Origin of the sequence: Streptomyces sp. NPDC000229 (genome assembly GCF_040300825.1) — a bacterium.
GTDB lineage: Bacteria > Actinomycetota > Actinomycetes > Streptomycetales > Streptomycetaceae > Streptomyces.
Genome location: NZ_JBEPEL010000013.1, coordinates 15,044 through 40,393 on the forward strand (window position 1 = coordinate 15,044; position 25,350 = coordinate 40,393).

Genomic DNA, 25,350 nt, shown 5'->3' on the forward strand with positions numbered 1-25,350 from the left:
ACGCACACCCGACGCGCGGATGACCGCACGCCTGACGGGCAGGCGGGCCTGCCCGCGTCCGGCACGTGACCGCGCGTACCCGTGCCCGACCCGCGTACCTGTAGCAATGGCGTCGCGGACTGTCAGTCGCGGTCGTTAGGGTCGATCACGTGTCCCATTCGTCTGCGCAGCACCAGTCGCCGTATCCGGCCGTCCCGGCGTACGAACCACAGCCGTCGTTCGACGCCGTGCCGGAGCGCGCCCGCTGGCGCTACAAACCCCGCCGTGCCTTCTGGCGCAGCAAGGTGGTGCGGGCCTCCGCGGTCGTCCTGGTGCTCGCCCTGTGCGGGCTGGTGATCCTCGCTCTGGTGCGGGAGCAGACCGGCACGGAGGGCTTCCTGGTCGGGCTCGGTCTCGCGCTGCTGCCCGTCCCGCTGCTCATGGCCGCGTTCCGCTGGCTGGACCGGGTCGAGCCGGGCCCGTGGAAGAACCTGCTGTTCTCGTTCGCGTGGGGCGCGTGCGCCGCCGCTCTGGTCGCGATCGTCGCCAACACCTTCGCGACCCGCTGGATAGCGACCGCCACCGCCGATCCGGCGTCCGCGGACACGCTCGGCGCGACGGTCGTCGCGCCCATCGTGGAGGAGAGCGCGAAGGCCGCCGCCGTGCTGCTCGTCTTCGTCTTCCGCAGACGGGACTTCACCGGGATCGTCGACGGCGTGGTCATCGCCGGGTTCACCGCGACCGGCTTCGCGTTCACCGAGAACATCCTGTATCTCGGCAACGCCTTCGGGGAGGACCAGCAGATCGGGACGTCGGGGTTCGGATCGGTCACGGTCGCGACCTTCTTCGTACGGATCGTGATGTCGCCGTTCGCGCATCCGCTGTTCACCGTGCTCACCGGCATCGGGTTCGGCATCGCCGCGAGCACCGCTCGCCGCAAGAAGATACGCCGGGTCGCGCTGCCGGTGCTGGGGCTGGCCCTGGCGATGGGCACGCACGCGCTGTGGAACGGCTCGGCGTCACTCGGGCCGTGGGCGTTCTACGCGGTGTACGGGGCGTTCATGGTGCCCTCGTTCGGGCTGCTGACGTGGCTGGCGGTCTGGTCGCGGCAGCGCGAGCTGCGCACGATATCCGGTGAACTCCCGGCGTACGCCGCGGCGGGCTGGCTCACACCCGCCGAGCCTCTCGCGCTCTCCTCGATGCGGGCGCGCGGTCTGGCCCGGGGGTACGCGGCGCGCTGCTTCGGCCCGGCGGCGGCCCGCGCGGTCGGCGAGTACGAGGCGTTCGCGACGTCGCTGGCGTTCCTGCGCCACCGGGCCCGCCGGGGCGCGGCGGGCCCGGACTTCGTGGCGCGCGAGCAGGAGCTGCTGCACCACCTGTGGCAGCGCAAGGAGATAGCCGGGCCGGCGCTGACGTACGCCGCGCAGGCCACCGGCCGGGTGTGGACACCGCCCCCGTATCTCAACTACGGCGGCTACAACCCGTACCGGTACTGACACTTACGCGGACGCGTCCGTCAGCGTCGCCAGCTCGTCGGCCGTCAGCTCCAGCCCGGCGACCGCGAGCAGGGCGGGCAGCTGCTCGACCGTGCGGGCCGAGGCGAGCGGCGCGGCGACGGTCGGGCGGGCGGCGAGCCACGCCAGGGCCACGGTCGCCGTCTCGGCGCCGCGCGCCGCCGCGATGGTGTCCAGCGCGGCGAGGACCTTGCGGCCCCGCTCGCTTTGGAGGTGCTGGGAAGCGCTCCCGGCCCGCGCGCTGTCGACGTGCGCGCCCGGCCGGTACTTGCCGGTGAGGAAGCCGGAGGCCAGCGCGGAGTACGGCACGGCGCCGAGGCCGGCGCGCTCGGCGGTGTCCAGGAGGGTGCCCTCGTAGGTGTCGCGGGAGACCAGGTTGTAGTGCGGCTGGAGCGCGGCGTACGACTCCAGGCCCTCGGTCTCGGCGAAGTCCAGGGAGGCCCGGAGGCGCTCGGCGGAGATGTTGGAGGCGGCGACCGCGCGTACCTTGCCGTCCTTCACCAGCTGGTCGAGGGCGGTGACGATCTCCTCGACCGGCACGGTGGGGTCGTCGAAGTGCGTGTAGTACAGGTCGATGTAGTCGGTACCGAGCCTCCGCAGCGACTCCTCGGCCGCGGCCTTGATGGTGGCCGGGCTGAGGCCCTTGTACCGCGGGTGTGCACCGACCTTGGTGGCGACCACGACGTCGGACCGGTTGCCGCGCGCGGCCATCCACCTGCCGATGATGGTCTCGGACTCACCGCCCTCGTTTCCCGCCGCCCACGACGAGTAGCTGTCGGCCGTGTCGACGAAGTTGCCGCCGGCGGCCGCGTACGCGTCGAGGACGGCGAAGGAGTGCGCCTCGTCGGCGGTCCAGCCGAAGACGTTGCCGCCGAGGGCGAGGGGGAAGACGTGCAGGTCGGACGTGCCCAGTTTGCGGAGTGAGGTCATGGCCCGGCTCAACGCGTCAACAGACCTGCATATTCCGCGCACATGACGAAGAAACCGGCAGCCCTGGCGTCGGGGGGTGTGCCGCCAGAGCTGCCGGGGTCCGAAGTTCCCGGGCGAGCGCTCAGACGGTGAGGCCCTTGCCGCGCAGCCACGCCAGCGGGTCGATCCCGTCGCCGCCCGCGGTGTGCACCTCCAGGTGCAGGTGCGGCCCGGTCACATTGCCGGTGGCGCCGACCCGGCCGATGGTCTCGCCGGTGCCGACCTTCTGCCCGGCACCGACCGTCATCGACGACAGGTGGCAGTACCAGACCTCCGTGCCGTCCTCCAACTCCAGGACGATGCGGTACCCGTACGAGCCCGACCATCCGGCCGACTTGACGGTGCCGCCGTGGACGGCCTTGGCGGGCGTGCCCGTGGGAGCGGCCAGGTCGAGGCCCGTGTGGTAGCCGGAGGACCACATGTTGCCGGCCTGGCCATAGGTGGAGGTGATGGTGTACGAGGAGGTCGGCAGGGACCAGCTCCCGGCGAGTTCGGCCAGCCGGGCCTCCTCCGCGGCCTTCGCCTTGGCGGCGGCCTCGGCCTCGGCCTTCGCCTTCTCCTCGGCGGCCTGCTCGGCGGCCTGCTTCTCGGCGGCGGTCGCTTGCGCCTTGGCCTCGGCGGCGGCCTGCTCGGCGGCGGCCGTCTCGGCGGCCGCCTTCGCCTCGGCGTCGGCGGAGGCCTGCTGCTGCTCGGCCTGCTGGAGGATGCGGGCGCGCAGCGCCTCGCCCGCGTCCGCGCCGCTGTTCTGCTGTCCGGTGGCGTCGGCGGTGCCGGTGAGGGACGCGGTGGTGAGCGGCCCGCTGTCCGGCGTGTCCGTCTCGCCGGAGTCACCGGAGTCCGAGTCGTCGGACATCAGGGAGCCGATGCCGGGCAGGGACTGGGCGTCCGGCAGGTTGTCCGTGACGACGTCCGGCAGGGATATGGAGACCGCCGGCTTGTCCTGCGCGGTGGCCATGCCGCCCGCGCCGACCGCCGCGATGACGCCCACGCCGAGGACGGTGGAGCTACGGGCGAGTCCGCCGCGCTGCTTGGCCACGCGGTGCCGGCCGCGGACGGGGCGGACGGTTTCCTCGGTGGGATTCCATTCTTCCCACTGCTGCCCGTTTACGGGTGCGGCGTCCGGGACACCCGAAGAGTTGAACGAGGCGATCGAGCCGTACGGAGCTTCGGGGGCAGGCCTGTTGGACGCCACGGAGGCGCACTCCTTTCCTTCCTTCTCGCCTACCGGGTTAGCTGACGGGTTCGGAGCAGGAAGGTCTCCTACGGGCCCACTTCGGCCCGATTCACCCCAAGGTGGTGGTTCCCCGGTTCCCTTGCGGAATTCGGCGCACGCGCGCGGTGCCGTCTGGCGACGGCTGGGACGACCGCGCTGCGTTATCGAACGTTAATAGACGGGGGCTCCGGATTCCAAGCCGTTCCTACTGATCATTAACCACACGGGCCCGGGACGTACCGGTTGACAACCGGGCAGAACCGGGCGAGTTGACCGCAGACCAGAAACATTCACCGGCCACCGTGATTCTGACGGCATGTCAAATGCTCTGCGCAATGACACTCGTCGACTACGCACCGTACCGGCGGCCGGGACGCCGCTACGGTACGACCGGAACCGTCCGGCGCCGCTCCGGCTGCCCCTGGGCCGGCCGGCTGACCGCCAGCAGCGCCAGGTCGTCGGTCGCCCCGCCGCCCGTATGCCGCCGTACGTCGCTCACCAGCGCGTCCAGCACCGCGTCGGGCCCCGGGAAGAGCCGCCCCGCGAGCCGCGCGACCGGGTCGTAGAAGACCCCCGCCGCGTCCCGCGCCTCCGAGAGCCCGTCCGTGTAGAGGAGCAGCGTCGCTCCCGCCGGGTACGGCACCTCGTACGCCCGGTCCGGCCATGTCCCCAGGTCCGCCATGCCCAGCGGCAGCGCGGGCTCGGCCTGCTCCAGCAGCTCGACCCGCCCGTCCGCGTACAGCATCAGCGGCTCGGGGTGCCCCCGGTCCACCACGCGCACCACGGCCTCCCCGCGCGGGATCTCCGCCAGCACCGCGGTGGTGAACCCCTCGAAGACGTCCAGGCCGTCCCGCCGCGTCCCCTCCCGGGCCAGCGCCCGCTCCAGCCGCTGCGCCACGCCCTCCAGGGAGCTCTCCTGCTCGGCCGCCTCGCGGAACGCCCCGATGACCACCGCCACCGCCTCGACCGCGCCCATGCCCTTCCCGCGTACGTCCCCCACCACCAGCCGCACCCCGTACGGGGTGTCCTGCACGGCGAAGAGGTCGCCCCCGATGAACGCGTCCGCCTGCGCCGCCTCGTACCGCGCCGCCACCTGCAGCCCGCCGATCCGCTCGGCGGGCGTCGGCAGCACCGCCCGCTGCGCGGTCTCGGCGATCACCCGCGCCGAGGCGAGCCGCTCACCACTGCGCCGCACGACCCGGTTGATCAGCAGCGCGAGCACGGCGACCACCGCCACGGTGAGGATCTCGGTGATGGTCTGCGCCTCGCCCAGCGTGCCGTTGCCCAGGTGCAGGCCCAGCATGGCCAGCACGGCGAAGAGACCGGACAGCAGTGTCGTCCGCGCGGCGAACAGCGGCGCCGCGACGAGCGGGGCGGCGGCGAACAGCGGTACGGCGGTGAAGCGCGGCGGGGTGAGCATGTCGTACGCCACACCCCCCGCGATCAGCAGCGCGGGCAGGGCGCGGACGAACCTCCGGGCCCGCGGAGCACCCTCCCGCCCGTCACCGCCGTCCCGCACCCGTTGCCCCACCACTGGTCTCCTGCCCGGTCCGCCCACGGCTGCGGACGGTACCGCGCCCCACCCAGGCTGGCCGGAGCCGCGCCGCGCGGCGACTCGCCATCCGCCGACCGGGCGACCCCCGGCCCCGGTCCGGGCACGACGAAGGCCCGGTGCGCAATGCACCGGGCCTTCGTCTTCAGTAGCGGGGACAGGATTTGAACCTGCGACCTCTGGGTTATGAGCCCAGCGAGCTACCGAGCTGCTCCACCCCGCGTCGGTGAACACCACCCTACGCCATCCGGCGCACGATCCCTAACCAATATCCCTGGCAGCCACCCCGAGGGGACAAAACGGCCACAGGGGTGCTCCCTCCCGGGGCCGGGCGGCACCCATTGCCGCGGCCCGCCATGCGGTGACATGGTCACGACCATGCCCACCTTCTCAGCCCATGACGGCACCCGCCTCGCCTATCAGGTGTCCGGGGACGGCCCACCTCTGATCTGCCTGCCCGGCGGGCCGATGCAGGACTCGGTCTACCTCGGTGACCTCGGCGGCCTCTCCGCGCACCGGCGGCTGATCATGCTGGACCTCCGGGGCACGGGTCGGTCGGCGATACCGGACGACACCGGCTCCTACCGCTGCGACCGGCTCGTCGATGACGTCGAAGCCCTGCGACGGCACCTCGGCCTCGACCGGACGGACCTGCTCGCGCACTCGGCCGGCGCCAACCTGGCGGTGCTGTACGCGACCCGGTACCCGGAACACATCGGCAGGCTCGCGCTGATCACGCCGAGCGTCATGGCCGTCGGTGTCACCATCACCGGGGACGACCGACTGGAGACGGCCGGACTCCGCCGGGACGAGCCGTGGTTCCCGGCGGCGTACGCGGCCCTGGAGTCGATCGTCGCCGGGAAGGCGACCACCGACTCGTGGCAGGCCGTCGCACCCTTCTACTACGGCCGCTGGGACGAGGAGACACAGGCCCATCACGCCGCCGAGGACGCCCAGAGGAACGGTGAGGCCGCGTCGGTCTTCGCCACCGAAGGCGCCTTCGACCCCGAGGCCACCCGCGGCGCACTCGCACGTCTGGAGGCGCCGGTGCTGGTGCTCGCCGGCGCGTTGGACCTGGCCGCCCCTCCCCGGGCGATGGCCTCGTTCGCCGGGCTGTTCCCCCGCGCGGAGCTGATCGTCCAGCCCGGAGCGGGCCACTTCCCGTGGCTCGACGACGCCGGCCGATTCACGGCGACGGCAGCGAAGTTCCTGTCCTGAGCGTGTCACCGACCCCGTCCGCGGTGCCTGCTCCGAGCCCTGGGAGGCCCTGGCTGCCCGGGCCGACAGTGACCGCCCGAGGGCAACGGCGGTGGTTGACTCACCCGGCGCGGATCACCGGGACCCGTGCCCGTACGCGAGCCCGCGACGATGGCCGTCGGGCTCCGGGGCCGGCCGGCGGAGCTCGTCGGAGCCCCGGGAATGACGTCAGCCCCAGGTCGGAACACCTGTGACCTGGGGCTGAATCGGTAGGCCGTGTGGGACTCGAACCCACAACCAACGGATTAAAAGTCCGCTGCTCTGCCAATTGAGCTAACGGCCCTCGACGAGTCACCCCTGAGCATAGCCGCACGGCGCCCGGCATCCGATCGGGTATCGGGTGAACGGCCGCCGTCGCGCCGCGGAGGCGGGGGGATCGTCAGAACGGCGTGCGGTAGTGCTGCCGACCGGTGGCGACCGTCACCGTCGCTCCGAACGAGCCCTTGCCGTCACCCTTGTTGCGGAGCAGCTTGCCGTTGGCGTCCCGGGAGAGGAGGTCGGGCAGGCCGTCGCCGGTGATGTCGCCGATGCCCAGGATGTCGGTGCGACCTGCGCCCCAGTCACGGAAGACCAGCGCCCGGGGCTTCAGCGTGCCCGCGCCGGTGCCGCCGTGGCGCCACAGCTCGCCCGACGGGTCGCGGGCCAGCAGATCGCCGTGGCCGTCGCGGTCGGTGTCCCCCGCGCCGATCAGGCGGTAGCCCTTCCAGCCGGTGCCGATGACGACGCCCGGGTCGAACCCCGCGCGGTCGTTGGACCGGTGGAGGTGGAGGTTGCCGGTCGTGGCGTGGCGGGCCGGCAGGTCCGGGCGGCCGTCGCCGGTCAGGTCGCCCGGGGCGGCGAAGGCGTCCATGCTGTTCCAGCCCGTACCGACCTGTACGTGCTCGGAGCCCTGGCCGGGCGGGACCCAGTAGCCGCCGGCGCCGATGCGGTGGCCGGACAGCTTCCCGGCCGTCGTCATGGCGTAGTACTCGCCGAGCCCGTCCGCGTCGGCGTCGCGGAACGCGGAACGCCCGCCCGCCAGCCGCAGCGAGCCGGAGCCGAGGGAACGCGCCCCGGTGCCGTCGCCGGGGTCGGCGGTCAGGCTCCAGGTGTACGGCCCGCTGACCGTCGGGCGCCCGTCCGCCGTACGCCCCTCCCAGCCGATCCGCAGGGCCGCGCCGTCCCGCTCCGGGCTCGCGTCCGTACCCGACAGCACGCGCACGACGCGCCCGTACGCGTCCCTGAGGGTGAACGTCCACGAGGCGGCCGGGCGGCTGAGACGCCAGTGGCCCCGCCAGCGGGCGCCTTCCGTCCCCAGCCGCAGCGCCGCGTCCGTGCGGGTGTCCAGCAGCGCGAGCGGGGAACGCGGCACGGTCACCCGCTTGAGGCGGACCCGCCGCTGCTCGTCGGTGTACGCGAGGTGGCCTCCGTACTTGTCGACCGTCCACTCCCCCACGTGTTCCCGGTCCACGACCACCTGCTCGGTGGTGGGCCGGCCGGCGCCCCGGTGGAAGTCGATCAGACGCAGTTCGGTCTCGTCGGCGGACCGGTGGACGAGGAAACCGTCCCCGAGCTGGGCGCGTCGCAGCACCGGCACCGGGAGGCTCCGGCGTGCGGTGTGGTCCCACACGCCCGCCTTCCGCTCGGCCGTACAGCGCCAGTCCAGCCAGCGCCCCCGGCCTGCAGCTCGTCCGGCCGGCAGCCGGAACCGAGCGCGATTTCCGCCGAGTTGGCCTTGGTCCTGAGGTCGTACGAATTGACCGTGCCGCGCCGCGTCCCCGGCTTCCACAGCTTGTCGCCCCACACGGCGGACGCCGTGATCGAACGGGTGTGAACCAGGCCCTGGGCGTCACCGAGCGGGTCGCGGTCCGACGCGTCGAAGGACGCGATCAGCTGTTCACCCCGCCGGGTGTTGTTGACGACGATGTACGGCCCCGCCGCGCCGACCACCAGGTCGGGCGCCTCCCACCAGGCGAGCACGGCGCTGCTCTTCGGCACCTGCCCGCCGGACGCCTCCTGGTCACCGAGAGGTGCTGTAGCCGATCCGGCCGTCACCGAGGGCCCACAGCCGGGACGCGAAGCCGTCGCACTGCTCCTCGGCATGCGGTCCGCACGGATAGCGCACCCAGAAGTGCGGGTCGGCGAACCGGCGGGGCCCGGGCTCCACGGAGCCGTGGGCCGGCAGGTCGTACTCGTACAGGCCCCGCCCTTCCTCCGGGTCCGCCCAGCCCGTCACGCTGAGCCTGCCCCGGCCGCGACCGCCACCGCGGTCATGATGACGAGTGATGCGCGTCGTGCCGTACGGGTGATCACGCTCAGCCCCCTGCCGGCCGCCTCGGCCTCTTGGAAGCTATGACCACCCGCACGGCCCACCGGTTGTACGAAGGCTCAGAAGAGGCCCTTGTAGCCCTGCCAGCCGGTGCCGAGCTTGACCGTGGAACCGAACGACCCGGTGCCGTTGCCGTTGTTGCGCAGCAGGTCACCGGCGGCGTTGCGGGAGATCAGGTCCGCCTTGCCGTCCTTGTTCAGGTCGCCGACGCCGACGAACGCGTTGCGGCCGGTGCCCCAGCTGTTGCCGAACACCAGGACGCGCGGCTTGACCGTGCCCGTCGCCGTACCGTCGAACCGCCACAGCGAGTTCGCTCCGTCCACGGCCAGCAGGTCACCGACGCCGTCACCGTTCAGGTCACCGGCCCCGAAGACCGCCCGGTACGCCTTCCAGTTGGTGGCGATCCGGCCCCGCGCCTTCAGCTTGCCCGCGCCGTCGTCCGCGTACAGGTAGAGGTCGCCCGTCGTCGCCTGACGCGCCACCAGGTCCGGGCGCCCGTCACCGGTCAGGTCGCCCGGCGAGGTCAGGACGTTGAACTGCGCCCACGCCGTGCCCAGCGAGGTGTACGGAGCCGTCGGCGTCAGCGCCTTGCCGCAGCCGGGCCGGTACGCCCGCAGCTCGCCGTTCGTCATCCGGACCAGCACGTCGTTGCAGCCGTCACCGCTCAGGTCCCCGAGGGGGACCGCGACCGTGGACGTGGACCAGCCGCTGCCGCTGACCGCCCCGGACAGCGTGCCCGTGCCCGAGCCGTAGCGGAAGGCGAGCGCCCCGGAAGAGCTCAGCGACACCAGGTCGCCGACGCCGTCATTGTTGTGGTCCCGCCGGACCGCCGCGGCCCCCGACAGCCTCACCGTGCCGGACAGCGCCAGTGCGGCTCCCTGCCCGTCGGCCGGAAGGGCCGTCATCGACCAGGTGTACGCGCCGTTGGCGACCAGTTTGCCGGTCGCGTCCCTGCCGTCCCAGGCGGCGCTGATCAGGCCGCGGGCCTCGCCGCCCGTCAGGGTGCGTACGACGGCACCGGATGCACTGTCCTTGATCGCGACCTGCCAGGAGGCCGCGGGCTTGGAGAGCCACCACCGGGCCTTCCACGGCGCCCTGCCGCCCTGCACGGCCTGCGCGGCCGGGACGTCCGCGTCGATGCGGGCGAGGCGGGAGGAGGGTACGCCGGCGTCGACGACACGGATGTCCCCGTCGACGGTGGAGGTGAGGGCGATCCGCCCGGCCGCGGTGTCGACCGCGTACTTGTACTCGTGCTCGCCGTCGGCGGCGACCCGGTGGGTGCCCACCTCCACGGGCTGGGCACCCCGGATGTCGGTGACCTTGACCTCGTTGTCGTCGCGCCACACGACATAGCCGTCACCGAGCTCGGAGACCGGGCTCGTGTTCGCGTGGTTGACGCCCGATTCGAGGTCGAAGACACCGCGCTTCACCGTCGACCCCGCGCACTCCCAGCTGAGCCAGTGGGCGGTCACCTTGATGAATTCGGCCCTGCAGCCGCTGCCCAGGTTGACGGTCCGCTTGAGCGCACCGGTCCTGACGTCGTAACCGTTCACGGTCCCGGCCACGCTCCCGGCCGCCCAGATGGTGTCCCCGTACAGGTCGGAGTCCCACGCGGTGACGGAAGTCGGCAGGACGGCCAGCTGCTTACCGGTGTCGAGGTCGACGGTGATCAGCCCCGTCCGGGAGCCATCGGCGCGCTCTCCCACGGCGGAGAGGTGGCGCCCCGATACGTCCCACACCTCGAGCGAGACGTAGCCGGCGCTCACCCGGGTGCCCGTGGTGGCGCCGGGCTGCACCAGCAGGGGGAGCCGGTCGGCGCTGCTGGGGACCGGCTGGACCAGCAGGCGGCCGTCGTCCGTGGCCCTGATCTCCGGGCAGCCCTCCTGGTCCGTGCAGCCGGTGAGGTCCATGCCGAGGTTGCCGAGGTCGGCCGTGGTGCCGGCCGTCAGCGCACCGGTCACCGACACGGTGCGGGTGCGGAAGGCGTTGCTCTGGTCCGGCATCCGCTCCAGGGAGTGCAGGCGGCCGCCCGCGAAGGCGAAGGACCGGGGCAGGGACGTCGTGGGCGTGATGTCGGTCAGCTTGCGGACCGTGGGCGCGGAGTCCGTGACGCCGACGAGCTGGACGCCCAGCGCGTCGGCGCTGTCCCCACCGACCACGAGGAGTCGCGTGCCGTCGGGCGTGGGCATCGCGTGGGCGCGCCCGTACGCGAGGACGGTCGTCTCCGCCCCGCCGGACAGCGGAACGCTGACGACGCGGTACGGAGCGGACCCGCCGAGCCCCGACTGGCGGGCCACGAACGCCCGGTCGCCGATGACACCGAGCAGCTTGTCGCCCTCCTGGTACGGAAGGTCCGCGGTCCGGGCCTGCGTCAGCGTGCCCTCGGCCGTCACGCCGCTCTTGGCGTAGAACGCGACCTTGCCGTCCTTGGTCCACTCCACGACGTGGTCCGGGGTGAGCACGGCGCCCGCGGTCTCGGCGGCCGTGGTGCGGGCGAGCTGCCTCACCTGCCCGCCGCTGATCCATACCGTGCGGCGCACGCCGTCCTTGCGGTAGAACGTCACCCCTCCGTCGGCGCCCGCGGACAGCATCTTGTACGGGCGGTCGGAGCCCTCGGGCCAGCCGGTGACCTGCGTGCTCTCGACCACGCCGCCCGACAGCCGGTGCGTGTGCCACTCGGGCTCGGCGGTGCTGCTCGCCTGGCTGTACGTCACCACAGTGGAGCCGTACGTCCCGACGTACCGGTGCTTCGCGGGCACGGTGATGTACTGGTTGGTCCCCGCGACGGGGTTGTACAGCCGGACGCGACCCTCGATGGTGGCGCCGGCTCCCCACGCGGCGATGACGTCCGAGCCGGCGCCGTACGTGGCGTACTCCTCCGGCCCCTCGGCGTCGTTGTACACGGGCTGGGTCGCGCCGGAGTAGGTGCTCCAGAAGTGGCCGCGACCCTCCTCGTACCGCAGGTAGCCCGTCGGGCCGGCGGAGAGCGGGATCACGCTGCGCGGCTGAGCGGCCTTGGTGGCGCCGAAGACGACGCCGGGCGCGTCGTCGGCGACCGCGGCCGGGGCGAGCGGCCCGACCCCGGAGGCGAGCGTCACCGCCGCGACGGCGGCGACGGAATGGCGAATGAGAGCGCGTCGAGGCACCCAGGTCCTCCCCAGGAGAAGTGCAGAAAGCGCGGGGAGTCGTGAAAGGCACGGTGCGCCGGCTTGAAATCCCCCCGGACGCGACCCCCGCAGCAAGTGAGCGGGATCGTAACAGGGCAGGGCCCGTACCTCTGTACGAGGTACGGGCCCTGCTCAGTGCGTTACGCGTCAGCCGCTGCGGCGGTCTCAGCCGTTGCGCTTCCAGCGCGGCTTGTCGTCGCGGCGCCCGAAGGAGGAGCCGGAGTTCGAGCCACCGCGGTGGTCGTCACGGCGGCCGTAGGGGCGCTCGTGGCCGCCGGAGCGGAAGCCGCCGCCCGAGGGGCGGTCGTCGCGGCGGTCACGGTTGAACGGACGGTCGCTGCCACGGTGGCCGCCGGTGGGGCGGTCGTCACGGCGGTCGTCGCGGCGGAAGCCGCCGGACGGACGGTCGTTGTCGCGGCGGAAACCACCCGAGGACGGACGGTCGTTGTCACGACGGAAACCACCCGAGGACGGACGGTCGTTGCCCCGGTCGTCGCGGCGGAAGCCGCCGGACGGACGGTCGTTGTCGCGGCGGAAACCACCGGAGGACGGACGGTCGTTGTCACGACGGAAGCCACCCGAGGACGGACGGTCGTTGCCCCGGTCGTCGCGGCGGAAGCCGCCGGACGGACGGTCGTTGTCGCGGCGGAAACCACCGGAGGACGGACGGTCGTTGTCACGGCGAAAGCCACCCGAGGACGGACGGTCGTTGTCACGACGGAAACCACCCGAGGACGGACGGTCGTTGCCCCGGTCGTCGCGGCGGAAGCCGCCACGGTCGTCGCGGCGCTCGAACGAACGGCCACCACGGTCGTCACGGTCGCGACGCTCGTAGTTGCCCCGGTCGTCGCGGCGGTCACGGCGCTCGTACGAGGACGAACGCTCGTCCCGGGATTCGCCCGCCGGCTGCGCCGGTACGGACGCGATCGCGGCCTGGACCTCGGCCTCCGCGGCCTCCGTCACCTCGGCGACGGCGGCCTCCGGGTCCTCGCCCCGCTCACGGGCGGCACGGGCGACCAGGCGGTCGGCCTCCTCGCGCAGCTCGACGGCACGGCGCTGGAGCCGCTCCAGCTCCTTGGTGAGGTCCGCGACCTCGCGCTCGGCCTGCTTGGCGGCGTTGTTCGCGGAGTCGGCCTGCACCTCGGTCAGCGACCGGGCGCCGGTGATCTCGGCGACCTCCGGGTCGAACGCCCCGGCCCCGCCCACGATGTGGCGCGAGGCGTCGACGCCCGCGTCCTCCATGAGGCGGAAGATCTGGCGGCGCTGGTGCGGCAGGGCCAGGGACACGACCACGCCGGACTTGCCGGCGCGGGCGGTACGGCCCGAGCGGTGCAGGTAGTCCTTGTGGTCACCGGCCGGGTCCACGTTCAGGACCAGGTCGATGCCGTCGACGTGGATACCGCGCGCGGCGACGTCGGTGGCGACGAGGGCGTTGACGTAGCCCTTCTTGAAGTCCTCGAGGACGCGCGTACGGGCGCCCTGCGTCATACCGCCGTGCAGCGCGTCGGCCTTGACGCCGGTGTCCTGCAGCTGCTCGGCGATACGGTCCGCGCCCAGCTGGGTGCGGACGAAGATGATGGTGCGGCCCTTGCGGGCGGCGATCGCGGCGGTGACCGGCGCCTTGTCCTTGGGCTTCACGACCAGGACGTGGTGGGTCATCGTGGTCACGTTGCCCTGGGCGCTGTCGACCTCGTGGACGACCGGGTCGGTCAGGTAGCGCTTGACCAGCGTGGCGATCTCGTTCTCCATCGTCGCGGAGAAGAGCAGGCGCTGGCCGCCGGCCGGCACCTGGTCGAGCAGCTCGGTGACCTCGGGCATGAAGCCCAGGTCGGCCATCTGGTCGGCCTCGTCGAGGACCGCGATCTTCACGGCCTCCAGCGAGCAGGCACCGCGGTTGATGATGTCGCGCAGCCGGCCCGGGGTGGCGACGAGGACGTCGACGCCGCGCTCGAGGGCGTAGATCTGGTTGCCCATCGACGTACCGCCGCAGACGACCTTCATCTTGAGGCCGAGGACGTCGCCGTACGGCTGGAGGGCGTCCGCGACCTGCATCGCGAGCTCACGGGTCGGGGTGAGGATGACGCCGCGGGGCTTCTTCTTGTCGGTGTGGCCGCCGGCCAGGGTGGCGAGCAGCGGCAGACCGAAGGAGAGGGTCTTGCCGGAGCCGGTGCGGCCGCGGCCGAGGATGTCCTTGCCGGCCAGGGCGTCCGGGATGGTCGCCGCCTGGATCGGGAAGGGGGCGGTCACGCCGTTCTGCGCGAGCTTGCGGACGATGCCCTCGGGCAGACCCAGATCGCCGAAGGTGACCTGGGTCTCGTCGGCGGTCTGCGGCTCGTCGGCGGTCAGCTGCTCGGGGGACTCGAGGGCCTCGTCCTCGAGAGCGATGCTCTCGTCGAGGTCGGCGTTCTCGGGCATGACGGCGTGGTCAGGACTGAAAATGGACATGCGAAATGCGAAACCTTCCGGAGTCTCGGCACGCGCCCGTCAACTCCGTGTTTCGCAATTCGACCGCCTCGATGCGGTCAGCCACGGCAAGGGAGAGTACGCGCCACACGCGGCGCTCTCGGTAGTGGCGCCGGGCAAAGGGAACATGGGATCAAACGATCTACCACCATACGCACTCTCCCCCACTCAGCGCAAACCGGCTCACGCCACCCCGTCTGTGACGTCCACCTCAGGAGCACGTCCGCCGACCGTGCGACGCCGTGCCAAGGGCGTCCGGCCGACCTCCCCACCGGCGGCACGCCGACCGTGCCACGGGCCGTTCACCCGCCCCACGCACGGACCTCCCAGCGACCTCCGCGCGACCCCCGCCACCCGCCCACGGACAGCAGCCGCACCACCGACACCCCCACGGCCGTCCCCCCGCGTAACGGCGGGCGTCACGCGGGGGCCACCTGGGGCGACGCCGAGGGTTCCGCACCGGGGCCCGTGTGGTGTCCCTCCGGGGCGTGCAGCGACTGCGTACGGGTGTCGGCGGCCGGTGACGCGGACGGGGGGTCCGACGGGGCCGGGCTCGGCTCTGTCGGGGGCGTCGGCGCGGGCGTCGACGGCGGGGGCGGGGTGGGCTCCGGCGGCGTCGGCTGCTGGCTCGGCGAGGCCCCGCCGCCTCCGGCCGTGCCACCGGCATCGCCACCGCTCGGCGAGGGGGCGGGCGGCCGCGCGGGCCGGGCGCCGGGCTTCCCGTCCGCCGACGGCTTGCCCGAGGGCGCCGCGGACGGCTTCGCCGGCCCGGGCGCGTCGCTCGGCTCCGGCGACGTCCCGTCCTCCTCGCCCGGCGCGCCCGCCTCGCCCTCCGCGCCGTGCCCGGTACGTACGTCATGGCGGCCGCCGGGCGCGTCGGCACCGCCGTCCGGCTCGGCCGCCGCGGCCCCCGACGGGCCGGCGGACCGGGCGGGGCCCGGCTTCGCGCCCGCGTCGGAGACGCTCATGCAGCCGCTGACGGAGCCTGCGGAGGCCGCTACCGCCAGTGCGGTGACGGCCCATCGGACGGGGGCGGGCAAATGGCGCACGAGGGCACCTCCATGGGTGCGGGACGGGGTTTCCCTGCCCAACTCCCCAAGCCCCACAAGGACACGCCCGCCCCGGCGCCCGTGTCCCGCCCCCGTCAGCCGTACCCGAGCTCGTGCAGCCGCTCGTCGTCGATCCCGAAGTGGTGGGCGATCTCGTGGACGACCGTCACCTCCGTCTCGGCGACCACGTCCTCCCGCGAGTCGCACATCCGCAGCGTCGGCCCCCGGTAGATGGTGATCCGGTCGGGCAGCACGCCCGCGTACCACTCGCCCCGGTCGGTCAGCGGAGTCCCCTCGTACAGACCCAGTAGATCCGGATCGTCCGGCGACGGCTCGTCCTCCACGAACACCGCGACGTTGTCCATCAGCCGCGTCAGCTCCGGCGGGATCCTGTCCAGCGCCTCGGCGACCAGTTCCTCGAACTCCTCGCGTGTCATCTCCAGCACGCGGCCATTGTCACGGATGGCCGGGCATAGTGACCCGTCCGCATGGGCATACGGCGCCCATGGCCGCCCGAGCTGCCCTCCGCACCACCTACGCCCGCCTCCTGCACCACTACCGCTCCCGCCGCACCGCTCCCACGTCCGCGCTGGTCCACGCCCCTCACCCGTATGCCCGAGCCTTCGGTCTTCTCGCCGTGGTCCTGATGGGCGCATGGCTCGGCCTGCTGATCGTCGGCAGCGTCCGTACGCCCGTGGGGCCGATGGACACGAGCATGACCCTGCGGCCCTCCCTGCACGGCGGGACGAAGATCAACGTCTCGCCGCTGGGCGCGCTGGAACTCGACTCCCACACCGCGCCCATCCGCCTCGACGTGGACGTCGACCAGCTCGACCCGGTCCGCGCCCAGGCCCTGGTGCAGCACCCCGAGAGGATCACCGGCCTCCAGGACGAGATCACCCAGGACGTCGCCGACGGCACCCGCGAGCTGGCGCTGCGCTCCTGCGTCGCCGTCGTCTCCGGCGCCACCGCCCTCGGCCTCGCCGTCTACCGCCGCCCGCGCCGCGCCCTCGCGGCCGGCGGCCTCGCGCTCGCGCTGCTGGGAGCCGCCGGCGTGTCCGCGTACGCCACCTGGAACCCCAAGTCGGTGCTGGAGCCGAAGTTCTCCGGGCTGCTGTCGTCGGCCCCGTCCGTGGTCGGCAACGCCCGCTCGATCGTGAGCGAGTTCGACGTCTACCAGAAGGAACTCGCGCGTCTCGTCACCAATGTGACGAAGCTGTACGACGCTGCCTCCACGCTCCCGACGTACCAGCCCGACCCGGGCACCATGCGCGTGCTGCACGTCTCCGACATCCACCTGAACCCGGCCGCCTGGGAGATCATCCGCTCGCTCGTCGAGCAGTACCGGATCGACGTGATCATCGACTCGGGCGACACCATGGACCACGGCACCGCCGCCGAGAACGGCTTCCTCGACCCGATCACCGATCTCGGCGCGCCCTACGTCTGGGTGCGCGGCAACCATGACTCGCAGGTCACCCAGCGGTACCTGGAGGGCCTGAGGAACGTGCACGTCCTGGACGAGGGCCGCGCCGTCACCGTCGCCGGCCTCCGGGTGGCCGGCACCGGCGACCCGCAGTTCACCCCGGACCGCTCGGTGGTGCCGGCCGGCGACGACGCCGAGCGCGCGGCGGGCGCCCGGCTGGCGGCGTCCCTGCGCGAGCAGGCGCGGGCCGGCCGTCCCGTGGACATCGCGGTGGCCCACAACCCGGTGGCCGCCCAGGAGACCGACGGCCAGGTCCCGCTGGTCCTGGCGGGTCACGTCCACCGCCGGGTGAACAAGCTCCTGCCGAACGGCACCCGCCTGAAGATCGAGGGGTCCACGGGCGGCGGCGGCCTGCGCGCCCTGGAGCAGGACGAGCCGGAGAAGGTCCACGCCTCGGTCCTCTACCTGGACCGGGACACCCGCCGTCTCCAGGCCTGGGACGAGATCACCCTGGGCGGCCTGGGCCTCACGACGGCCGAGGTCAGCCGCCACGTCCCGGAGGAGAACCCTCCGGCCGCCCCGTCCACCGCACCCTCGGGCACCCCCTCCTCGCCCCGCTCCCCCACCCGATCCCCATAACCGTTTTGGCGAACGGTCCTCGCATCCCATATGCTTCTCACGTCCCCGACGCGCTGACGAAGCGCCCAGGCGGGCCAATTAGCCCTCATCGTCTAGTGGCCCAGGACGCCGCCCTTTCAAGGCGGTAGCACGGGTTCGAATCCCGTTGGGGGCACGCATCACCGTGTGCGAGACTGGTTCTCGCACATTGCTTGGTCCTGTGGAGCAGTTTGGAGTGCTCGCCACCCTGTCAAGGTGGAGGCCGCGGGTTCAAATCCCGTCAGGACCGCTGTGGCTCGAAAGAGTCACGTGGCTGGGTAGCTCAGTTGGTACGAGCGTCCGCCTGAAAAGCGGAAGGTCGCCGGTTCGACCCCGGCCCCAGCCACCACCACGAAGGCCCCGTCCCCCGGACGGGGCCTTCGTCGTTCCCCTTCCCGGAAAGGCGGGCTTCCCTCGCCGGAAGGGCGGGGGCCCGAGCCCCCGCCGGTTCGGGCGGGTACGGCGGCGGGTCAGGTCCGCTCGCGGCCGCGCCAGCCGCGGACGCCGAGCGTGATGGCGACCACCGCGACGACCGCGAGGAGCAGGGCCCAGTCGGGGACCGCACGGCCGAGGGCCGAGGCCCATTCCTCCACTGCGTAGGAGTCGTCGACCGACAGCAGGCCCGGCAGGGCGGTCGTGCCGTCGAAGGCCAGGAACAGCGCGCCCAGGACGATGAAGAACAGGCCCGACAGCAGCGACGTGCTGTGCAGTTCGAAGCGGCCCACCCGCAGCGGGCGGCCCCGGAGCCAGCCGCGTCGTCCCAGGTCGTAGCGCTCCCACAGCAGGGCCAGCAGGAACAGCGGCACGGCCATGCCGAGTGCGTACACCGCCAGCAGCAGGCCCCCGTAGATCGGGCTTCCGCTGAGCGCCGCCACCGTCAGGACACTGCCGAGAATGGGGCCCGCGCAGAAGCCGGCCAGGCCGTACACCAGGCCCAGCGCGTACACGGAGAGCGCCGAGACGGGGCGGATCCGGCCGCTCACCTCGGCGATCCGCCGCGAGGCGAAGCCCAGGCCGAGGATCTGCGCCACGCCGAGCGCGATGATCAGCCAGCCGCCCACGGCGACGAGCGTGTCCCGGTGCCCGTAGAAGAGCCGCCCCGCGAAGGACCCCGCCGCGCCCAGCGGGACGAGCGTGGTGGCGAGACCGGCGTAGAAGATCCCGGTACGGGCGAGGAGGCGGGCCGGGGTGTCGATCGAGTACGCGAAGAACGCGGGGAGCAGCAGCGCGCTGCACGGACTGAGCAGGGCGAGCAGCCCGCCCAGGAACGCGGCCAGGTAGCCGATGTCCGTCACTTCGCGGCCTCCCGCTTCGCCGCCTCGATTGCGGTCGTGAACGTCTCCATGGGCTGTGCGCCCGCGATGGGCCGGCCGTTCACCAGGAACGACGGCGTGGACGTGGCGCCGAGCGCGTACGCCTGCTCCTGGTCCTTGGCCACGGCCTGCCGTGCCGCCTCGCTGTCGAGGTCGCGGCCGAAGCGGTCGAGGTCGGCGACGCCGGCCTCCCGGGCCAGCGCGAGCACCCGGTCCTCGCCGAAGCCCTGCTCCTTGGCGCCCTCGGCGTACGCGGCCTTGTGGAACTGCCAGAACCGCCCCTGCCGGCCGGCCGCCCACGCGGCGCGGGCCGCGCGCTCGGACTCCTCGCCGAAGATCGGGAAGTTGCGCCATTCGATGCGCAGGGTGCCCTCGCCGACGTACTTCTCGATCAGCTCCGGCTCGGTCTCGCGGGCGAACTTCCCGCAGTAGCCGCACTTGAAGTCGGCGTACTCGATCAGGACGACGGGGGCGTCGGCGCGCCCGACCGCGAGCGGGTCCTTGGCGTCGCGCCGGGCGTACTCCTCCAGCTCGGGGTAGACGCCGGCCCCCGGCTCCGCGGACGACTCGGCGACGACGGACGGCGAGGGCTCGGCCGGCTTGGTGGCGGTGTACGAGACGGCGCCGAGCAGCGCGGCGGCGGCGAGGACTCCCGCGCCGATGAGGTACGGCTTGGACGTGGGCATGGTGGAACTCCTGTACGCATGGGGAAGTGACCGGCGGGAAGGTGCGGGGCGCCGGCTATACGCGCAGGATCGACAGGTCCAGTGGTGAGGGCGGCGCGAGCGGCGGCGGGCCCCGCTCGGGCCGTACGTCCAGGATCGTCTCGTCCACGCCCCACGGCCCGGTCACCGCGCGGGCGACGTGCAGGGCGGGCAGCAGTTCGCACAGGGTGCCCGAGCGGGGCGGCACTGCGGGCGCCAGGCCTCCCCCGTCGTCGGAGGAGCCGCATCCGGGGCCCTGGCCGGGGGCCTGGCCGGGACCCGGTCCGGCGGCCTCCGCCGCGGAAACGGCGACGACCGCTGCGCCCTCCTCCGCAGCGGCGCCCGGGCCGCACACCAGCAGCGTGCCCACCAGCACGAGCACGGCGGCCGCGACGCGGCACCACCGGCTGCCGGCACAGGGCATGGGCACCGCCTTCCAAGGTCGTCCGGGGGGTCATCGACTCGCCGGAAATGGTACGGGGAAATCGGTTCGCCACTCCGTTGCCGCGAGTGAGATCCTGGACCAGGTATGTCTACTTCCCTCGCCGACCTCCAGACCCTGCTGGCCGAGGTCTCGCTGCGCGACGCGCACCGGCTCGGCCGCCGTCTCGAAGGCGCCCGCCGCATCCGCAAGCCCGAAGCCCGGCAGGCCGTGCTGGACGAGATCGCCGCCGAGGCCGGCAAGGCGGCAGCCCGCACCGCCGAGCGCGCGGCCCGGGTGCCGGAGATCACGTACCCGCAAGCGCTGCCGGTCAGCCAGAAGAAGGACGACATCCTGGAGGCGATACGCGACCACCAGGTCGTGATCGTCGCCGGTGAGACGGGGTCCGGCAAGACGACCCAGATCCCCAAGATCTGCCTGGAGCTGGGGCGCGGTGTCCGGGGCATGATCGGCCACACGCAGCCGAGGCGGATCGCCGCCCGCACGGTGGCCGAGCGCGTGGCGGACGAGCTGAAGACGCCTCTCGGGGAAGCGGTGGGCTGGAAGGTCCGCTTCACCGACCAGGTGAATCCGGACGCGACCTTCGTCAAGCTCATGACGGACGGCATCCTGCTCGCCGAGATCCAGACGGACCGCGAGCTGCGCGCGTACGACACGATCATCATCGACGAGGCCCACGAGCGCAGCCTCAACATCGACTTCCTGCTCGGCTACCTGGCCCAGCTCCTGCCCAAGCGCCCCGACCTCAAGGTCGTGATCACCTCCGCGACCATCGACCCCGAGCGCTTCTCCCGCCACTTCGGCGACGCGCCGATCGTCGAGGTCTCGGGCCGTACGTACCCGGTCGAGGTCCGCTACCGCCCGCTCCTCGAAGAGGACTCCGACGACTCCGACCGCGACCAGATCACCGCCATCTGCGACGCGGTCGACGAGCTCCAGGGCGAGGGCCCGGGCGACATCCTGGTCTTCCTCTCCGGTGAGCGCGAGATCCGTGACACGGCGGACGCGCTGATCAAGAAGAAGCTCCGCAACACCGAGGTCCTCCCCCTCTACGCCCGCCTCTCGCACGCCGAGCAGCACCGCGTCTTCCAGGCCCACTCCGGCCGCCGGATCGTCCTCGCGACGAACGTCGCCGAGACGTCCCTGACGGTCCCCGGCATCAAGTACGTCATCGACCCCGGCACCGCCCGCATCTCCCGCTACAGCCACCGCACCAAGGTGCAGCGCCTGCCGATCGAGCGGATCAGCCAGGCCAGCGCCAACCAGCGCAAGGGCCGCTGCGGCCGTACGTCGGACGGCATCTGCATCCGGCTGTACGACGAGGACGACTTCCTCGCCCGCCCCGAGTTCACCGACGCGGAGATCCTCCGTACGAACCTGGCGTCGGTCATCCTGCAGATGACGGCCGCCGGGCTGGGCGACATCGAGAAGTTCCCCTTCATCGACCCGCCGGACCACCGCAACATCCGCGACGGCGTCCAGCTCCTCCAGGAGCTCGGCGCGATCGACCCGGCACAGAAGGACCCCAAGAAGCGGCTCACGCAGCAGGGTCGCAAGCTGGCCCAGCTGCCGGTGGACCCGCGGCTGGCCCGGATGGTCCTGGAGGCCGACAAGAACGGCTGCGTGCGCGAGGTCATGGTCATCGCGGCCGCGCTGTCCATCCAGGACCCGCGTGAGCGGCCGGCCGAGAAGCAGGCGCAGGCGGACCAGCAGCACGCCCGCTTCAGGGACGAGACGTCCGACTTCCTCGCCTTCCTCAACCTCTGGCGCTACATCCGCGAGCAGCAGAAGGCGCTGTCGTCGTCCGCGTTCCGCCGCATGTGCAAGTCGGAGTACCTCAACTACCTGCGCATTCGTGAATGGCAGGACATCTATACGCAGTTGCGTACGGTCGCCAAGCAGATGGGGATCCACCTCAACGAAGAGGACGCGCCCGAGGACCGCGTCCATGTCTCGCTGCTCGCGGGCCTCCTGTCCCACATCGGGATGAAGGACATCAAGGACGGCGCCAAGAACGAGTACCTGGGCGCCCGCAGCGCCAAGTTCGCCGTCTTCCCCGGCTCGGCCCTGTTCAAGAAGCCGCCGCGCTTCATCATGTCCGCCGAGCTGGTGGAGACCTCCCGCCTGTGGGCGCGGGTCAACGCGAAGATCGAGCCCGAGTGGATCGAGCCGCTGGCCGGGCACCTGCTGAAGCGCACGTACTCCGAGCCGCACTGGGAGAAGGACCAGGCGGCGGTCATGGCGTACGAGAAGGTCACGCTGTACGGGGTGCCGATCGTCGCCCAGCGGAAGGTCAACTACGGGCGCATCGACCCGGAGGTGAGCCGGGAGCTGTTCATCCGGCACGCGCTGGTGGAGGGCGACTGGCGGACGCACCACAAGTTCTTCGCGGACAACCGCAAGCTGCTCACCGAGGTCGAGGAGCTGGAGCACCGGGCCCGCCGCCGCGACATCCTGGTGGACGACGAGACGCTGTTCGACTTCTACGACCAGCGGGTGCCCGAACACGTCGTCTCCGGCGCGCACTTCGACTCGTGGTGGAAGCACAAGCGGCACGAGGAGCCGGACCTGCTCGACTTCGAGCGCGAGATGCTCATCAACGAGAAGGCGGGCGCGGTCACCAAGGCCGACTACCCGGACTCGTGGCGGCAGGGCGCGCTGAAGTTCCGGGTGACGTACCAGTTCGAGCCGGGCGCGGACGCGGACGGCGTCACCGTCCACATCCCGCTCCAGGTGCTGAACCAGGTGACGGACGAGGGTTTCGACTGGCAGATCCCGGGTCTGCGCGAAGAGGTCGTCACCGAGCTGATCCGCTCCCTGCCGAAACCGGTGCGCCGCCACTACGTCCCGGCGCCGAACTACGCGAAGAAGTTCCTGGAGAGGGCGACGCCCCTCCAGGAGCCGCTGACGGTGACGCTCGCCCGCGAGCTGAAGCGGATGGTCGGCGTCCCGGTGGACGCCGACGACTTCGACCTCTCCAGGGTCCCCGACCACCTGAAGATCACGTTCCGGATCGTCGACGAGCGGCGCCGCAAGCTGGCCGAGGACAAGGATCTGGAGGCCCTGAAGCTCCAGCTGAAGCCGAAGGCCCGTCAGGCGCTGTCCAAGGCCGCCCAGGCCGCCACGGCGGGCCCCTCGGGCTCCGGCCAGTCCCTGGAGCGCACGGGCCTGACGGACTGGACGATCGGCACGCTCACCAAGGTCTTCGAGACCCGCCGCGCGGGCCAGCCCGTCAAGGCGTACCCGGCCCTCGTCGATGCCGGCGACACCGTCTCCGTACGGCTCTTCGACACGGAGGCCGAGCAGGCGCGGGCGATGTGGCGCGGCACCCGCAGGCTGATCATGCTGAACATCCCGGTGAACCCGGCCAAGTTCGCCTCCGACAAGCTGACGAACCAGCAGAAGCTCGCGCTGTCCCGCAATCCGCACGGCTCGGTCCAGGCGCTGTTCGACGACTGCGCCACCGCCGCCGCCGACCGGCTGATCGCCGACCACGGCGGCCCGGCGTGGGACGAGGAGTCGTTCCGGAAGCTGTACGACAAGGTCCGCGCCGACCTCGTCGAGCTGACGATCCGCACGGTGGACCAGGTGCAGCAGATCCTGGCCGCCTGGCAGGCGTGTGAGCGGCGTGTGAAGGCCACGCAGAGCCTCGTTCTCGTGAACAACGTGCAGGACGTGCGCGAGCAGCTGGCGGCCCTCATGCCGGCGGGCTTCGTGACGAAGACGGGTCTGCGGCGCCTGCCGGACCTGATGCGCTATCTCGTGGCGGTGGACCGCCGGCTCCAGCAGATGCCCACGTCCGTCCAGCGCGACACCACGCGGATGGAGAAGGTCCACGAGATGCAGGACGAGTACGCCTGGCTGCTGGAGCAGATGCCCAAGGGCCGCCCGGTGCCGCAGGAGGTCCTGGACATCCGCTGGATGATCGAGGAGCTGCGGGTCAGCTATTTCGCCCACGCCCTGGGCACGGCGTATCCGGTCTCCGACAAGCGGATCGTGAAGGCGATCGACGCGGCCGCACCGTGACGACCGCGGTGCCGGCCACGGCGACGGCCGCCGTCACGACCGCCGTGATGAGCCCGTCGCCATGAGTGAGTTCGACCGGACCCTCTGACCTGCTGTACAGTTTGATTCGCAGCCGCGCAGTCGGCCGCGAATCAAGGTCCTGTGGAGCAGTTGGTTAGCTCGCCACCCTGTCAAGGTGGAGGTCGCGGGTTCAAGTCCCGTCAGGATCGCCGGTAGAAGTAACAGAAGGGCCCGAATCCCCCGCGGATTCGGGCCCTTCTGTCGTGCGCCTTGACGCGGTCATCTGCCACCGGTACCCAAGCAACAGGGAATCGGGGGCCCTTCACCGGAGGTGACGCGCATGGCGGCGGCATCCACAGCCCGGCACGAGACACGCGCACTGCTCCGCGCCCATCTGGCGGCCGCGTCCGGCTACCGCCACCTCACGCGCCACTGTCCCGTCTGTCATCGCCTCCTGAGGCTGGCCATGGAGTACCCGGACCCGGCCGAGGAGGAGCGGGAGAGCGCCCGGCGCGGGACCGAGGGCGAGCCGGAAGACCCGGCGGACGAGGCCTGACCAGTGTGACGCGAGTCACGAAACCAGTTTTGGAAACCACTCAACTTACACCCTCCCTACAACCGCCCGATTTAATATGTGCAATTGCACCCCTCTGGCGGGTCTGGGGAAGGCCTCCGGCGAACCCGGGGCGAGCCGTGTGACGACCGCACGCCGACCGGTCCCAGGCGCACAAAAAGATCGCGCTGGACCCGGCGGAGTCCAGCGCGATCGATGACGAAGGCCCGTTGGGGCGGGCTCACGTCGATGGGGCTAAGGGCGGGCGCACCGGGTTGGGGGACCCGGAAATGCCCTGTTCAACGGGGTGTTCAGGCCTCGCTGCGCTGCTGCGGGATACCCGCCAGCAGTGCGCGGACCTCTGCCTCGCGGTACCGGCGGTGTCCACCAAGCGTGCGGATGGACGTGAGCTTGCCCGCCTTTGCCCAGCGGGTCACCGTCTTCGGGTCCACGCGGAACATCGTGGCAACCTCAGCGGGGGTCAGCAGCGGCTCGGCATCAGGGGTGCGAGCGGTCATGAGCGGCCTCCTCGGGAGAACCGAACCTTCTCGGTTCTTTCCTCTAAATTCTGCACCTTGACCCGCGTTGCCCGAAATGGCGGACGCGAGCCGAGTCGGTTATAGGACGAACGGCTTGTCCTCGGCACTACAACTACACCATCTGTCCAGCCACGTTCGGCCAAACCGATGGAATTGCCCTCTCAGGTGTTCATCAGCGGCGGAAGCCGATGGACCATGCCATAGCGGACAGTCACGTCA

The 25,350-nt window shown here is 72.0% G+C and carries 19 protein-coding genes, 6 tRNA genes and 1 riboswitch; of the genes, 9 read left to right on the top strand and 16 right to left on the bottom strand.

The window, feature by feature from the left end:
* Positions 1-149: 149 nt before the first annotated feature.
* Positions 150-1,475 (top strand): PrsW family intramembrane metalloprotease, encoded by a 1,326-nt coding sequence (locus ABT360_RS09890; protein WP_351813404.1) that lies wholly within the window; start codon positions 150-152, stop codon positions 1,473-1,475.
* Between the two features lie 3 nt (positions 1,476-1,478).
* Here the strand turns inward: ABT360_RS09890 and ABT360_RS09895 are convergent, their stop codons facing one another.
* From ABT360_RS09895 to ABT360_RS09910, 4 genes are all read right to left on the bottom strand, one after another.
* Positions 1,479-2,423 (bottom strand): aldo/keto reductase, encoded by a 945-nt coding sequence (locus tag ABT360_RS09895; protein WP_351813405.1) that lies wholly within the window; start codon positions 2,421-2,423, stop codon positions 1,479-1,481.
* A 121-nt stretch (positions 2,424-2,544) separates the two neighbouring features.
* On the bottom strand, positions 2,545-3,654 hold the full coding sequence (locus ABT360_RS09900) for a M23 family metallopeptidase (protein WP_351813407.1): 1,110 nt from the start codon (positions 3,652-3,654) through the stop codon (positions 2,545-2,547).
* A gap of 11 nt (positions 3,655-3,665) precedes the next feature.
* A riboswitch (cyclic di-AMP (ydaO/yuaA leader) is annotated at positions 3,666-3,800 on the bottom strand.
* 254 nt (positions 3,801-4,054) lie between these two features.
* Complete coding sequence (locus ABT360_RS09905; protein ID WP_351813409.1) at positions 4,055-5,206, bottom strand: PP2C family protein-serine/threonine phosphatase; 1,152 nt, start codon at positions 5,204-5,206, stop codon at positions 4,055-4,057.
* Positions 5,207-5,376: 170 nt separating this feature from the next.
* Positions 5,377-5,450: transfer RNA gene (locus ABT360_RS09910), tRNA-Met, on the bottom strand.
* A 155-nt stretch (positions 5,451-5,605) separates the two neighbouring features.
* Between ABT360_RS09910 and ABT360_RS09915 the strand changes: the two genes are divergently transcribed.
* Positions 5,606-6,445, top strand: coding sequence for an alpha/beta fold hydrolase (locus ABT360_RS09915; RefSeq protein ID WP_351813411.1), 840 nt, complete (start codon positions 5,606-5,608; stop codon positions 6,443-6,445).
* Positions 6,446-6,694: 249 nt separating this feature from the next.
* On the opposite strand, the gene ABT360_RS09920 is transcribed toward ABT360_RS09915, so the two are convergent.
* From ABT360_RS09920 to ABT360_RS09955, 8 genes are all read right to left on the bottom strand, one after another.
* Positions 6,695-6,767 (bottom strand) — tRNA-Lys (locus tag ABT360_RS09920).
* A gap of 96 nt (positions 6,768-6,863) precedes the next feature.
* Positions 6,864-8,060 (bottom strand): hypothetical protein, encoded by a 1,197-nt coding sequence (locus tag ABT360_RS09925; protein ID WP_351813413.1) that lies wholly within the window; start codon positions 8,058-8,060, stop codon positions 6,864-6,866.
* Complete coding sequence (locus tag ABT360_RS09930) at positions 7,982-8,461, bottom strand: hypothetical protein (protein WP_351813415.1); 480 nt, start codon at positions 8,459-8,461, stop codon at positions 7,982-7,984. The genes ABT360_RS09925 and ABT360_RS09930 overlap by 79 nt, the downstream gene beginning before the upstream one ends.
* Positions 8,462-8,483: 22 nt before the next feature.
* On the bottom strand, positions 8,484-8,699 hold the full coding sequence (locus ABT360_RS09935; RefSeq protein WP_351813417.1) for a hypothetical protein: 216 nt from the start codon (positions 8,697-8,699) through the stop codon (positions 8,484-8,486).
* 152 nt (positions 8,700-8,851) lie between these two features.
* Positions 8,852-11,938 (bottom strand): FG-GAP-like repeat-containing protein, encoded by a 3,087-nt coding sequence (locus ABT360_RS09940; RefSeq protein ID WP_351813418.1) that lies wholly within the window; start codon positions 11,936-11,938, stop codon positions 8,852-8,854.
* 186 nt (positions 11,939-12,124) lie between these two features.
* Entirely contained in the window at positions 12,125-14,404 is a 2,280-nt protein-coding gene (locus ABT360_RS09945; RefSeq protein ID WP_351813419.1) for a DEAD/DEAH box helicase, read from the bottom strand.
* 437 nt (positions 14,405-14,841) lie between these two features.
* On the bottom strand, positions 14,842-15,471 hold the full coding sequence (locus ABT360_RS09950; RefSeq protein ID WP_351813421.1) for a hypothetical protein: 630 nt from the start codon (positions 15,469-15,471) through the stop codon (positions 14,842-14,844).
* A 95-nt stretch (positions 15,472-15,566) separates the two neighbouring features.
* Positions 15,567-15,917 carry a metallopeptidase family protein gene (locus tag ABT360_RS09955; RefSeq protein WP_064072095.1) on the bottom strand — a complete coding sequence of 117 codons (351 nt, stop codon included), beginning with the start codon at positions 15,915-15,917 and terminating at the stop codon, positions 15,567-15,569.
* Positions 15,918-15,976: 59 nt separating this feature from the next.
* On the opposite strand from ABT360_RS09955, the gene ABT360_RS09960 reads away from it, so the two are divergent.
* From ABT360_RS09960 to ABT360_RS09975, 4 genes are all read left to right on the top strand, one after another.
* Positions 15,977-17,536, top strand: coding sequence for a metallophosphoesterase family protein (locus tag ABT360_RS09960; RefSeq protein WP_351813424.1), 1,560 nt, complete (start codon positions 15,977-15,979; stop codon positions 17,534-17,536).
* Between the two features lie 81 nt (positions 17,537-17,617).
* Positions 17,618-17,690 (top strand) — tRNA-Glu (locus tag ABT360_RS09965).
* A 39-nt stretch (positions 17,691-17,729) separates the two neighbouring features.
* A tRNA-Asp gene (locus tag ABT360_RS09970) sits at positions 17,730-17,804 on the top strand.
* A 22-nt stretch (positions 17,805-17,826) separates the two neighbouring features.
* Positions 17,827-17,903, top strand: a tRNA-Phe gene (locus tag ABT360_RS09975).
* Positions 17,904-18,024: 121 nt separating this feature from the next.
* Here the strand turns inward: ABT360_RS09975 and ABT360_RS09980 are convergent.
* Genes ABT360_RS09980 through ABT360_RS09990 form a run of 3 tightly spaced genes read right to left on the bottom strand, consistent with a single transcriptional unit; the run spans position 18,025 to position 19,995 of the window.
* A complete protein-coding gene (locus ABT360_RS09980) occupies positions 18,025-18,849 on the bottom strand; it encodes a cytochrome c biogenesis CcdA family protein (RefSeq protein ID WP_351813426.1) in 825 nt (274 codons plus the stop codon).
* Positions 18,846-19,553 (bottom strand): DsbA family protein, encoded by a 708-nt coding sequence (locus ABT360_RS09985; RefSeq protein ID WP_351813427.1) that lies wholly within the window; start codon positions 19,551-19,553, stop codon positions 18,846-18,848. Before ABT360_RS09985 ends, ABT360_RS09980 begins: the two co-directional genes overlap by 4 nt.
* A 55-nt stretch (positions 19,554-19,608) precedes the next feature.
* Positions 19,609-19,995 carry a hypothetical protein gene (locus ABT360_RS09990; RefSeq protein WP_351813429.1) on the bottom strand — a complete coding sequence of 129 codons (387 nt, stop codon included), beginning with the start codon at positions 19,993-19,995 and terminating at the stop codon, positions 19,609-19,611.
* A 105-nt stretch (positions 19,996-20,100) separates the two neighbouring features.
* Here ABT360_RS09990 and hrpA point away from each other — a divergent pair, with 105 nt between their 5' ends.
* The 3 genes from hrpA (at position 20,101) to ABT360_RS10005 (ending at position 24,595) form a co-directional block, all read left to right on the top strand.
* Entirely contained in the window at positions 20,101-24,039 is a 3,939-nt protein-coding gene (gene hrpA / locus ABT360_RS09995; RefSeq protein WP_351813431.1) for an ATP-dependent RNA helicase HrpA, read from the top strand.
* A gap of 135 nt (positions 24,040-24,174) precedes the next feature.
* Positions 24,175-24,248: transfer RNA gene (locus ABT360_RS10000), tRNA-Asp, on the top strand.
* 131 nt (positions 24,249-24,379) lie between these two features.
* Positions 24,380-24,595, top strand: a complete 216-nt coding sequence (locus tag ABT360_RS10005; protein ID WP_351813433.1) for a DUF6274 family protein — start codon at positions 24,380-24,382, stop codon at positions 24,593-24,595.
* 308 nt (positions 24,596-24,903) lie between these two features.
* Here the strand turns inward: ABT360_RS10005 and bldC are convergent, their stop codons facing one another.
* On the bottom strand, positions 24,904-25,110 hold the full coding sequence (gene bldC, locus ABT360_RS10010) for a developmental transcriptional regulator BldC (RefSeq protein ID WP_003949541.1): 207 nt from the start codon (positions 25,108-25,110) through the stop codon (positions 24,904-24,906).
* Positions 25,111-25,350 lie beyond the last annotated feature (240 nt).